The 12,546-nt window shown below is 48.9% G+C and carries 9 protein-coding genes; 5 read left to right on the forward strand and 4 right to left on the reverse strand.

What is annotated here, in order from left to right; genetic code table 11:
- Window positions 1-135 precede the first annotated feature (135 nt).
- The gene (locus tag ACPXSQ_RS17870; RefSeq protein ID WP_019105845.1) at window positions 136-1,170 is read left to right on the forward strand and encodes an alpha/beta hydrolase; all 1,035 of its coding nucleotides are present in this window, start codon (window positions 136-138) and stop codon (window positions 1,168-1,170) included.
- A gap of 41 nt (window positions 1,171-1,211) precedes the next feature.
- Here the strand turns inward: ACPXSQ_RS17870 and ACPXSQ_RS17875 are convergent, their stop codons facing one another.
- Entirely contained in the window at window positions 1,212-2,672 is a 1,461-nt protein-coding gene (locus ACPXSQ_RS17875) for a mannitol dehydrogenase family protein (RefSeq protein ID WP_014598167.1), read from the reverse strand.
- A 742-nt stretch (window positions 2,673-3,414) separates the two neighbouring features.
- Between ACPXSQ_RS17875 and ACPXSQ_RS17880 the strand changes: the two genes are divergently transcribed.
- Window positions 3,415-3,609, forward strand: a complete 195-nt coding sequence (locus tag ACPXSQ_RS17880; RefSeq protein WP_013027819.1) for a hypothetical protein — start codon at window positions 3,415-3,417, stop codon at window positions 3,607-3,609.
- 416 nt (window positions 3,610-4,025) lie between these two features.
- Here ACPXSQ_RS17880 and ACPXSQ_RS17885 read toward each other — a convergent pair whose 3' ends face one another.
- The 3 genes from ACPXSQ_RS17885 to ACPXSQ_RS17895 form a co-directional block, all read right to left on the reverse strand.
- Complete coding sequence (locus tag ACPXSQ_RS17885) at window positions 4,026-5,276, reverse strand: aromatic amino acid transporter (RefSeq protein ID WP_426144198.1); 1,251 nt, start codon at window positions 5,274-5,276, stop codon at window positions 4,026-4,028.
- Between the two features lie 155 nt (window positions 5,277-5,431).
- Window positions 5,432-6,802, reverse strand: coding sequence for a tyrosine phenol-lyase (locus ACPXSQ_RS17890; protein ID WP_282472860.1), 1,371 nt, complete (start codon window positions 6,800-6,802; stop codon window positions 5,432-5,434).
- A 744-nt stretch (window positions 6,803-7,546) separates the two neighbouring features.
- Window positions 7,547-8,533 (reverse strand): D-threonate 4-phosphate dehydrogenase, encoded by a 987-nt coding sequence (locus ACPXSQ_RS17895; protein ID WP_014333076.1) that lies wholly within the window; start codon window positions 8,531-8,533, stop codon window positions 7,547-7,549.
- A gap of 465 nt (window positions 8,534-8,998) precedes the next feature.
- Here ACPXSQ_RS17895 and ACPXSQ_RS17900 point away from each other — a divergent pair, with 465 nt between their 5' ends.
- From ACPXSQ_RS17900 to ACPXSQ_RS17910, 3 genes are all read left to right on the forward strand, one after another.
- Window positions 8,999-10,144 (forward strand): iron-containing alcohol dehydrogenase, encoded by a 1,146-nt coding sequence (locus tag ACPXSQ_RS17900; protein WP_426144199.1) that lies wholly within the window; start codon window positions 8,999-9,001, stop codon window positions 10,142-10,144.
- 19 nt (window positions 10,145-10,163) lie between these two features.
- Window positions 10,164-11,048, forward strand: coding sequence for a dihydrodipicolinate synthase family protein (locus tag ACPXSQ_RS17905; RefSeq protein WP_013027814.1), 885 nt, complete (start codon window positions 10,164-10,166; stop codon window positions 11,046-11,048).
- 76 nt (window positions 11,049-11,124) lie between these two features.
- A complete protein-coding gene (locus ACPXSQ_RS17910) occupies window positions 11,125-12,546 on the forward strand; it encodes a sodium:solute symporter family protein (protein ID WP_013027813.1) in 1,422 nt (473 codons plus the stop codon).

Consider the following 12,546-nt stretch of genomic DNA (forward strand, 5'->3'; position numbering starts at 1 on the left):
AAATCCGGCTTTCATAATCTCGCTCAACTTCTCTTTGCCGTTTATGCATTACCGTCTGATTGCTGAAAATGACAGCCTCAATGCAGGTTTTTTTGTTCAATTGAGAGCATTTCTCTCAACGTCTGGGGAAAAATTATGAATCTATGCCACAATTTTTTAATTGGTGGGTTAGCAGTAATGATGACAATGGGGAGCGCGATGGCGACAGAGCATAACGATCTGACGGGTTATCGTGAGGGTGCAAAGGTTATTCAGGTCAAACCAACACGCAATCAGATAGATGCCATAAGTGGCATCGTTTATTCACAAATCACGACGGCAAGAGAGACCAGGCCGCTCCATATGTCGCTGTTAGTGCCCCGCACCGACGCGCCTAAACCCGCCATCATTTATTTTCCCGGTGGCGGTTTTACCAGTGCCAATCACGATAAGTACATCCAGATGCGTATGGCGCTGGCAGAGGCTGGCTTTGTTGTGGCCGCTGCGGAATATCGCGTTGTACCGGATACCTTCCCGGCTCCGGTAAATGATGGTAAAGCGGCAGTGCGCTATTTGCGACAACATGCCGAGACATACGGCATTGATCCCGCGCGCATTGGTGTACTCGGCGATTCGGCTGGGGGATGGCTTGTGCAAATGCTCGGCACCACACAGGGGGAAACGGCGTTTGATCGCGGTGATTTCACCGATAAATCCTCTGATGTGCAGGCAGTGGCAACGCTATATGGCATATCCGACCTCCTTAACATTGGCGAAGGTTATGCCGATGAAATTCAAAAAGTTCATCAGTCACCTGCGGTAACCGAGGCATTGCTGGTGCACGGTCCAGCCTTTCGTGAGTTTGCTGGCGCAAGCATCATGGACGACACGGCAAAAGCACGGCATGCCAGCCCTATGGGACATTTACGAAACAGCAAGCCGCCTTTCCTGATTATGCACGGTGATAAAGATTCTCTGGTATCGCCCCATCAAAGTGCGCAGCTGTTTGATGCACTCAGGAAAGCCGGTGAGAAAGTGGACTACGTTGTGGTGAAAGGGGCAGAGCATGCCGACCTCACCTGGTACCAGCCGGAAGTGATCCAGGAAGTCGTAAGCTGGTTTACGCGCGAACTCAAACCAGATACGGGCGTCGTTGCCGACCAATCTGGCCGTCCAAACGATAACCTGTAATCGCCAGGCAAGCCACTGCCCGTGGCTTGCCTCACTGAAGATTAATGCGCAACGGCAGCGGCTACCGCGCCTTTCGCCCCTTTATCAAGCAGAAGCTGATAGGCACGGGTTACCTGCTCCACAAAGTACGCATTATTTGCCAGCGCCTCACCAAAAATGGCATCGACACCTAATAATGCTTTCACCCTCGCCTCGCCATCAGCACTGGATCCCACAGCAGCGTTCAAAGTGGGTAATAACGGGTCGATCACTTCAATCGGATTTCCCTGCTCGTCTACGCCTGAGACATAGCGCATCCAACCGGCAATGCCCAGGGCGAGCAGGTCAAAATCACTTTCGTTTCTGAGATGCCAACGAACCGAGTCCAGCCAGCGCTGAGGAAGTTTCTGGCTGCCATCCATGGCTATCTGCCAGGCACGGTGCTTTAACGCATTGTTTTCAAAGCGCGCGATCAGCAGGTCAGCATAACGCGTCAGATCCACGCCCTTAACTTGCAATGTCGGTGCCTGCTCCTGCAGCATCAACGTTCGTGCTGCCCGTCTGAAATCGGGATCCTCCATGCAGTCACAAATATGTTCATAGCCCGCCAGATAACCAAGATAGGCCAGAAATGAGTGGCTGCCGTTTAACATGCGCAACTTCATTTCTTCGTACGGGACAACATCGTTAACGAGTTCTGCGCCGGCCTTTTCCCACTCAGGACGTCCGGCTACGAAGTTATCCTCTATCACCCATTGCCTGAAGGGTTCACAGGCCACCGCCAGAGCATCCTGCACCCCTGTTACCTGCGCAATTTTATTCAGGCTTTCCTGGGTGACGGCGGGTACGATACGATCCACCATGGTAGAAGGAAAAGTGACGTGCTGTTCGATCCAGCTTGCCAGTTCGCGATCGCATTGCCGCGCATAGGCGCAAACGACCCCTGCAATCACCCTGCCATTTTCAGGAATGTTATCGCAGGACATGACGCTGAAGGCGGCTAACCCCGCCGCTCTGCGGCGGGCCAGCGCTTCAACGATGATGCCTGGGGCGGAATGGGGCTGATGGGGCTGTGCTAAGTCAGCTACGATGAGGGGATGGTCACGCATCAGTTCGCCTGTCGCGGGCGCGTGGCAGTAGCCCTTTTCGGTAATCGTTAACGACACAATGGCAACCTGCGGCTGGCATAGCGCCTCCAGCACGGCTTCAGTGCCATCAACCTGCGCATGAAGCGCCTGCCTGACGACGCCAACCACCCTGCCTGACCACGCACTGGCGGACATTTCTGCCACGGTATAGAGAAAATCCTGACGCTTGAGATCGGCAATCTGTTGCTCACCGCCGATAAGATTGACTTCAATATAACCCCAGTCGCTGCTGTGTTCAGCAGCAAGAACGTCTGCATAGACAGCCTGATGGGCACGGTGAAACGCACCAAATCCGAGATGAACGATTCTCGGAACCAGATTATGGCGATCCCACTGTGGAACGGTGGCGTTAGCACTGAGTAATTTATTTGGCATTGTAATCTCACTGTTAATTAAAGTTATTATTTGGTTATTTCCCGCATGATTCGCTGTGTCCTTGCGTGACATAACAGCATTGATGAAAAAAAGGGGTAATTAAAATTAAATGACCGCCGCGACAAAATGATCAATTAGTGGATTGCAGATTGTGCGTTGAACAATTTTTTCGTCAAAACCAAGATTATCGCTATGAAAATATGCAAGTCCACTACCATACCAGAAGCAACGCCTGAATTGTGACATGCGCTGGGATGAGATAGCGAAATAAATAATAAGCATGTAAGGAATATACCTCACAAGCCTGTTTCCATGAGGTTAAATTGGTAGTTTTTATGTTATTAATATTTTAAGACATAAGTAATCAGAGACAACACCTTCCCTGGCGAAAAATGCTTAGATCCGGAAAAAGGCGTAATGCCTGACAGGGCGTCATGTAAAATAAATTCAGATTTAATCAACACGTGTGATGCAGGAAAATGAACCCTTCATAACTACGTCCATTATGACAACTCTGTTTCATCGTCGGTCCGATCAAATTTTAGTTAATTATTTCTTACGCGATTCGCGATGGCTTTCATTGTGACAATTTAATGACATAGATGTACATCAAGTATTTATAATTTAATGCTTACCATGAGGGAAACAGAGCATCAGGTAGCACTGATTCCTCATTTTTCCGGCGGATTACCACGCATAATTCCAGCTGTGTTCATGACATCCATGAACCAAGGAGGAAATTATGTGGAAATTGAACTCTGTGATTGATATGCAAGGAACAAATCCTTACCTCATTCTTGTCAATAACCTTGGTGATACCCGACTGTTACCCTGTAAGAATATTAATCCTGCCTTCTTGAGAACCCTGAATTTTTCTGATCTTGAAACCAGTCTGTTAACTGAACGAGTAAAAATCAATAATAAATCAGCAAAATAAATACCACTGTCCCGATCTCTTGGCCCTCTGACTGGTTTTAATGAGGGCCGCTCTTGTTAAAACCCCAATTCACATTGCTCAGACCTCATCTCAGGATGTTGCCATGAAGAGATGCATGTTTGCCTTCAGGTAAGATTCCGCGCAACGCGACTGCAGCAGCAGGGTATCACCCTTTAGCCTGCTGCCTGTCATCACACCTTGAATAACAGGTCGTTATACGCTTTGTCGATCGGGGCTCACTGAGCCCTGACACTGAGCTTCAGCCAGCTTGTCCGTGGGAGCATCGCGGCTGAAGCCTGAGAAGTGTTGAAGACGTGAGTCGCTCAGCCCCCGGCAAGGGACACTGGGCTAATCAGGCAGCATGAGAGCACAGGATGGTGATGGTGATAAGGTGCACACATCGCGCTCGCTTCACTTTAGCTAAACGAAGGCAGCAGTCGGAATACATCAAGTACCACCGTCAGGTAAACGAATCCCCCCACCGCGATAACCAGATTAAGGATCATGTTATTACAGGGTGCGGTATAGACTGCAGTGGGAAAACGCTTGCGGGCCGCTTTCACAAGAAAAGGCGGCAGAATAACGCTCCAGATCGTAAAGGCCAGACCGGCATAGCCAATTGCATAGACAAAGCCACCGGGCAGGATGAAACAAACGACAGCGGGTGGCAAATACGTTACCAGGGCCGTCTTAAACCGGCCAGAACGGTCGTCTGAAAAATGAAACAGATCGGCAATATAATCGAAAAGCCCCAGCGTCGCGGCTAGCAATGAACTGGCTACCGCAAAATTACCAAAGAAAGTGAGGATCAGATCCATAGACGTGCTGGTAAATAAGCCCCCTATTGCCTCGACAAATACATCAATATTCCCCCCTTTGGCGATAATGGGCGAAAAATCGGCGCGGCTGATATTGCCCATGGTGACGACCAACCAGAATATGTAAAGCAGCAGAGCGAAAGCCGTGCCAATAAAAATCGACCGGGTGATATTCTCAACCCCCTGAGTGCCATACAGCTTCACCAGACTGGGCACGTTGCCGTGGAAACCGTAAGAGATGATGCAGAAAGGTAGCGTCATTAAAATATAAGGCAGATATTGCGTGTCAGGCAGCGCCCAGGCGGCACTGTCAATAAGTTTAGCGCCTTCGACATGCCATATCAGGCCAGAAAAGGTAGCAAAAAAGGCAACAAACTTCCCGATAATTAACACCGTTGTAATACGACCAACCAAAAGTGAGCTGTACCATGCGATGCCACCGACCAACACGCTTACGATGATCACAGATAAGCGGGCTGGAAGATAAAATCCGCTGTATTTTTCTACCGTCTGAGAGATGACAGCAGAAGAGCCAGAAATATAAGCATAAGTTAAAATATACAAGACAAAGCCAAATGCGATACCCACCACAACATTCCATTTATGACCTAATAAATCCTGTGTGAAGGTGTTAAAACTCGCACCACCGCCATAATGGAGATTGACTTCAACCAGCATCAGTCCGGTTAACAGCATCATTATGGCAATGAGCGTTAAAATAATTGATGCGCCTGGAAACCATATGCCAGCCATAGCAATCGGCAGTGAGAACATACCGCCACCTATGACGGTGGCAATGATAAGCATCGTTCCACTCATTAAACCGGGTGTTGTTTTCTTAATAACCATGAGAAATTCTCCTGTTGACTCTTTATTATCATTTTGGCGTCATTCTGAATCCGCTGGATAATAACGGTTCTACTGCAGACCTGCCATGGCGGCAGGTCTGAAATAAAGGAAGGGCTATAGGAGAGAAACAGGGCCCCTGCGGGGCCAGGGTTGTATTAAATAAAGTCAAAACGCGCAGTAAAGAAGCGAAGTTGTTTAGGTTCGTAAACAAACGTCAGACCACGAATATCTTCTTTATGCTGGTACAGTTTAATGATGCCATCGGCAACAACATCCATGTGCGCGTAAGTGTAAACACGGCGTGGAATAGTGAGACGTACCGTCTCCAGTTTGGGGCGATGGTTCTGCCCCGTTTCCTTGCTACGACCGGCGGAAACAATTCCACGTTCCATACTTCGCACGCCGGTTTCCATATAGATGCTGGCTGCCAGGCTCTGCGCAGGGAACTGATCCTGCGTCAGGTGTGGACAGAAACGACGAGCATCAAGAAATACCGCATGTCCGCCCGTCGGTTCAACAATGGGTACGCCGGCTTCACGGAGTTTATCGCCCAGATAGCGCACCTGTTTGACCCGATGTTCAATATATTCATACTGCATGGCTTCACGTAGCCCAATAGCCATTGCTTCCATATCCCGACCGGCCAGCCCGCCGTATGACGGCATACCTTCATAAACGACAACCAACTCTTTTGCCGCTGAGAACATCTCCTCATCGTTCATACACAAGAAGCCGCCGATATTCACCAGACAATCTTTTTTACCGCTCATGGTGCACCCATCGGCATAGCTGAACATTTCATGCACGATATCTTTGATACTGACGTTCTCGTAGCCCGCCTCCTGCTCTTTGATAAAATAGGCATTTTCAACGCAACGGGTGGCATCGTAAAAGATCTTAATGCCATACGTGCTGGCCATTTCATGTACGGCGCGCATATTTGCCATTGAAACGGGCTGCCCACCCGCCAGATTCACGGTGACCGCAAGGCAGATATAGGCAATGTTCTCGGCGCCTTTTTCTTTAATGAGCGTCGCTAATTTATTCAGGTCAATATCACCTTTAAAGGGGAGATTCAGGCTGGCGTCATGTGCTTCATCGCGGACAATATCCACAAAGGTTGCGCCATTTTTTTCCTGATGGAAGCGGGTTGTTGTAAAGTACATATTTCCTGCGACATATTGACCGGGCTTAATGGCCAGCTGCGAGAGCAGGTTTTCCGCCCCGCGTCCCTGGTGGGTTGGAACGATGTGTTTGAAACCAAACAACTCTTTCACCGTTTTTTCGAGATGGTAGAAGTTTTCACTGCCTGCGTAGGCTTCATCACCAATCATCATCCCTGCCCACTGCTTGTCACTCATGGCATTTGTACCGCTGTCTGTCAGCAGATCGATGTAGATATCCTTTGAATTCAGTAAAAACGTGTTATAGCCCGCTTCTTGCATTTTTTTAACACGCTCATCGCGTGAGATCATTGATACGGTTTCAACACTTTTAATGCGGAAAGGCTCGGCAGGATAGTTCATGTTTATTTCTCCAGTTATCCATTTTCATACGCAGAAAAATGCGCGTCGAATAAGTCTGGTGCATAGATGAAATGCACAGGAAGATATAACAATAACCTCAGAATCGAGGTGGAAATAATACGACACCATCATGCGGGATTTATCATGCGATGAAAATAGCCGCGTCACTATGCGCGCCTTTCTGACAATGTATAAAACGTAAAAATGATTAAACATCAAAAAAAGATCGGCCATGCATGCTGAATATTCATAGCGTTAGCGTAACGGCCGTCGGTCATACAGAAACAGAAAAGTCGGTTAAGGTTGATAACAATGAAAACTTATCTTTCCATTTTCTTTATAGGTAATAAATGTGACATTTTTAACCAGATAATATGAGGCAGCGATCACCTAAAAAATGAATAATCACACCGGTTGCTTAAAATCCGTAAACTTCAATGTACATCGCCGAGTTATTAACTGAGCGGCGAATGTTAATGACGTTGAAATAAGAAAGTCGCTACAGCACTGAGACAATCCATTCATATTATCCCACTGAGGCAGGTCGCTGCCGATCAAAACTTAAATAAAGAGAACTTATGTAATAGAGCATGACTATCTGCTCGTAGTCATTTGCAAGCGAAGTGGAGGTAACGTGTTGAGGTGGATGGGTTGTGGACAGCGATGACGCTTCAGCCCGGTGAAGAAAAGGCGATGTCTTGCCATCGCCTGAGTGACCAGAAAGCATTAGCTTTCGATAAATTATTACTCCCGGGTAATCTTCATGGCCATATCAATTGATATCGCCATACTCTCCGGATTAGCCTTACCTGTCCAGGCGATGTTAAATGCCGTACCGTGATCGGCTGAAGTACGCAGGAAAGGCAATCCTGCCGTGATGTTCACCCCGTCGTAAAAGCCAAGCAGCTTAAGCGGAATATGCCCCTGATCGTGATACATGGCGACAACAATGTCGTACATGCCTTCGTTACACTGCATGAAAACGGTGTCCGGTGGACAGGGGCCGTACACATCCATGCCCTGCGCTTTCATCGCTTCGACAGCGGGCGTCAGAATACGGATCTCTTCATCGCCAAACAGACCATTTTCACCCGCATGTGGGTTTACTCCTGCCACCGCAATACGCGGTTGTGTGAAACCGACCCGGCGTAAAAAGGTATCGGCAATCCTGACCACCGTTTCCACCCGCGCCTGACTCAGCGTATCCAGAAACTTGCGCAGGGAAATATGTGTGGTGACATGAATGACTTTCAGTTTATCGGTGTAGAGCACCATCGAATAATCTTTGGTGTCCGTTAGCTTCGCGAGTAATTCGGTATGGCCCGGATAATGATGCCCTGCCAGATGCAGCGCTTCTTTATTCAGCGGCGCAGTCGCAATCGCCTTTACCTCACCACGCAGCGCCATTTCGGTCGCGCGCTTGATGCAGCGGTAGGCCACATCACCGGCTTCTGGCTGAACCACACCACATTGCAACGCTTCGGGATGCGCCACCTTCTCATCAATAATATGAAGGATGCCGGGCGTGAACCGTGCCTCAGAAACCTGGTCGATCACCCGGAGTTCAACCTGAGGTGTGATGTTCATGGCCAGTATGCGGCGGAAAGTCTCAGCGCAGCCGATAACAACCGCGGGTGAACCATTCAATGCACCTTCGGCTAACGCTTTAATAATGATTTCAGGACCGATCCCGGCAGGATCTCCCATTGTTATAGCAACAGTATTCGTCACCTGTTTTCTCCTCAACGAAGCTCAATATTTCTGAAAGGGTGGTTTCATCTCCGAAAACACCGACTTTAATCAATACAGTCAGACTCCGGCCGCGGCCGGGAAAGTATCTGTATGGCGCACAATCACCCGCCCGGCCCTCAATTCTGAATCCCGTCGCGCACAATGCCGTCGCAATCTCCGCACCTGAGTAATACCGCATTTGACGGTGCGCTGCGCATCACCAACGGAACACGCACCAGGCAGCAAATCGCGTGCTGCTCACTGACGGCTTCAGCTAAAGGCGCGTTTACACACAGCGACCAGGTGTGCAAAGCATCCGCTCGATCATTTGATTATATTCAATCACAATCGATTATATGTGAGCAAGATCAATTTAATAAAGCGCCATTTTATTTATAAATTTAGTCGCTGAGTGATTGCGCTACAGCAGCATGATGAATTTCAGTCATAAACGGGGAGAAGAATGTGGCCATAATTAACAGCACGATATTAAGCGGTTCTCATGTGATAAACGCACTGGCGCCCGTCGTGGCGGGCAGAAAACGACTGCTGGTTTTAACAGATAAAAACATTGTGAATTTGCCGGCAACAGCGCAGATCCTCACACTACTGGGGCAGGATGCTCGTCAGGTAGAGCTCATTGACGATGTTCCGGCAGAGCCGACGCATACTGACGTTGAAACAGTGCTGACGCGCACGGCAGGTAAGGCCTATGATTTGGTCGTGGGTGTTGGTGGCGGAAGCGTGTTGGATGTGGCGAAGCTCCTCTCGGTTTTATGCCATGCGTCCCGTCCTTCGCTCAAGGCTCTGCTGGACGGTCAGAAAATTGAAGCGCGCTTGCCGTCGCTGCTCATTCCTTCTACTGCGGGCACAGGATCGGAATCGACCCCAAATGCCATTCTGGCCATTCCCGAGAAAAATACCAAAGTCGGTATTATTTCGCCTGTCATGCTGCCAGATTATGTTGCCCTGATACCTGAGCTGACAACCAGCATGCCCGCGCATATCGCCTCATCAACGGGAATTGATGCGCTGTGCCATTTACTTGAGTGCTACACCGCAACGATTTCGAACCCTGTCGGTGACAATGTTGCACTCATGGGGTTGTATAAATTATTCCGTCATCTGGAAACCTCCGTTAATGAACCGCATAACCTGACAGCCAAGCTGGAAATGCTGTGGGCCTCTTATTATGGCGGTGCAGCCATTGCCCATGCCGGTACCCATCTTGTTCATGCCCTGTCCTATCCCTTAGGCGGTACCTGGCATCTGCCTCACGGTGTCGCTAACGCCATTCTGCTGGCGCCCTGCATGAAAGTAGTGCGGCCCTTTGCGGTGGAGAAATTTGCCAACGTCTGGGATCTGATCCCGGAAGCCGATACCACGCTGAGTCAGGAAGAGAAATCACATGCGCTGGTTGACTATCTGGCCAAATTAGTCAAACGCCTCAACCTGCCTGATAACCTGGAAGCCCTGGGTGTGCCATCCGATGATATCGATTCCCTCAGTGAAGCGGCTCTGAACGTGAAGCGATTGATGAACAATTCGCCTTGCGTAGTCAGCCATCAGGATGTGGCTGCAATTTACCGGACACTTTTCCCCAGGATTTAATTTAAAAAAGGAGTGGGTAATGCGTAAGAAAATTGAAGGTGTGTTAACAGCTATTGTTACCCCTTTTGATAAAGAAGGCGGACTTAACCTTGATGAACTTAAGCGTCAGGTTATTCGCCAACTTAATGCGGGCAACGGTATTTTCTGTGGCGGTACTAACGGTGAGTTTTTTGTTCTTAATGAGAAAGAGAAACTCACTGTTACTGAAACCTGTGTTAATGAAGTATCGGGGCGCGGAAACGTTGTGGCGCATATTGGTGAGATTTCCACCCGCGAAACCATTCGGCTGGGCAAACAAATCGAAAAACTGGGCGTGGACGCAGTTTCGGTGATTACGCCTTATTTTGTGCCGCTTAATCAGCGCGAACTTATTCATCATTACACGGCCATTGCGGATGCCCTTTCCGTTCCGGTGTTTTTATATAACATTCCGGCCAGGACGGGTAATACGATCGAGCCACAAACGGCCCGCACACTTGCTGAACACCCGAATATTATTGGCGTGAAAGACAGCGCGGGAAGCTATGAAAGCCTGAAAGGTTATCTGGATGCCGTTAAGGACAGTAAAGACTTCGATGTGCTGAACGGTCCGGACTCACTGATTCACCAGGGCTATGTCGAGGGATGCTCAGCCTGTATTTCAGGCCTGGCTAACGTCGCGCCGCGTCAAATCAATGCTATCTGGTCTCGCTTCCATGCCGGAGATCGTGAAGGATCGCGGCTGGCGCAAGAGCAGGTCACGGGCTTACGCACAGACCTTTATAAAGTGGCATTTTCACCCGCAGCAGTTAAAAAAGCGTTGCAGATTTTAGGTTATAACGTGGGCGAAAGCCGTTATGCCGTTCACTTTGATACCGCACAGGAAGATGAAATCCGCAGAATCATCAACCTGTACCTGAAATGATAATAAGAAGTAATAAAACGTAAAGACAGGGAGTCGCTGTGCTCCCCGAATTTATCTTGTTATATCTGAGGCTATAATGAAAACTTTCAACGCTCAGGACACCCTGATAATTATTGGCATCGTGGTGGCTTATATTTTATTTACCACCTGGCTAACGTTTCGCTTACGCAGTAAAAACTCTGGCGATTTTATGGAAGGCTCACGCGCCATGCCCGCCTTTATTGTTGGTATTCTGCTGATGTCAGAATATATAGGGGCAAAGTCGACCATCGGCACCGCGCAGGCCGCTTTTGAAGGCGGTATTGCCGCGTCATGGTCTGTTATTGGTGCGGCAATCGGTTTTCCGTTATTTGGTATGATTCTGGTTAAACGTATTTATAACACCGGCAAAATTACCATTTCGGGCGCCATCGCTGAAAAATACGGTAGCAGTACCAAGAATATCATTTCACTGATTATGATTTATGCCCTGCTGCTGGTAAACGTGGGTAATTATGTGAGTGGTGCCGCAGCTATCGCGACGGTCTTACACGTTACCCTGCCCATTGCTGCGTTTATCACCGCTATCGTCAGTACCTTCTACTTTGCGTTTGGTGGTTTAAAGGGAATTGCCTGGGTCACCATGCTGCACAGCGCGCTGAAGTATTTTGGTATTCTGGCTATTTTGTGGTTTGCACTGTCGCAAACGGGCGGCTTCAAACCTATGATCGACGAAATGCCCGCCTATTACTGGACCTGGGATGGTAATATCGGCGTATCAACCATCGTTGCCTGGCTCATCGGTACTATTGGTTCGATTTTCTGCACACAGTTTGTTATTCAGGCTATCTCCTCAACTAAAGACGTGAAATCTGCACAGCGCTCCACGTGGATTGCTTTCCTGTTCTGTATGCCGATTGCACTGGCGATTGCGGTGATCGGTGTGGCCGCAAAGTACCTGCATCCAGAGATTAACAGCCTGTACGCCATGCCGGTGTTTTTGCAGGACATGAACCCCTGGCTGGCGGGTCTGGTAACGACCTCGCTGGTGGCCTCCATCTTTGTCAGCGTCAGTACCGTCGCTCTGGCGATCGCCTCACTGGTGGTGAAAGATTTCTATGTGCCTTATTTCAAACCGACGCCCGATCAGGAATTTAAAACAACGCGCTGGTTATCACTGTTGATTGGTTTCCTGCCGTTGATTTTTGTTCTGTTCGTGCCTGAAGTCTTAAAACTCTCTTTCTTTACACGTGCTATTCGTCTGTCTATTACCGTTGTTGCGGTGATTGCCTTCTACGCGCCGTTCTACAGAAGTACGCGTGGGGCAAATGCGGGCCTGGTGGGCGCCTGTGTGGTGACCTCCATCTGGTATCTGTTAGGCGATCCTTTTGGTATCAACAACATGTATATCGCGCTACTGACACCAGCATTGATTATGGCTATTGACCATATGATCCCAAGTAAAGCCCGGACCCAGGCCGCTGAAGAGGCAAAAAATGCAGCAAGCAAAGGAGAATAA

The organism is Pantoea sp. EEL5 (genome assembly GCF_049892805.1).
In the GTDB taxonomy this organism is placed as follows: Bacteria; Pseudomonadota; Gammaproteobacteria; order Enterobacterales; family Enterobacteriaceae; genus Pantoea; species Pantoea ananatis.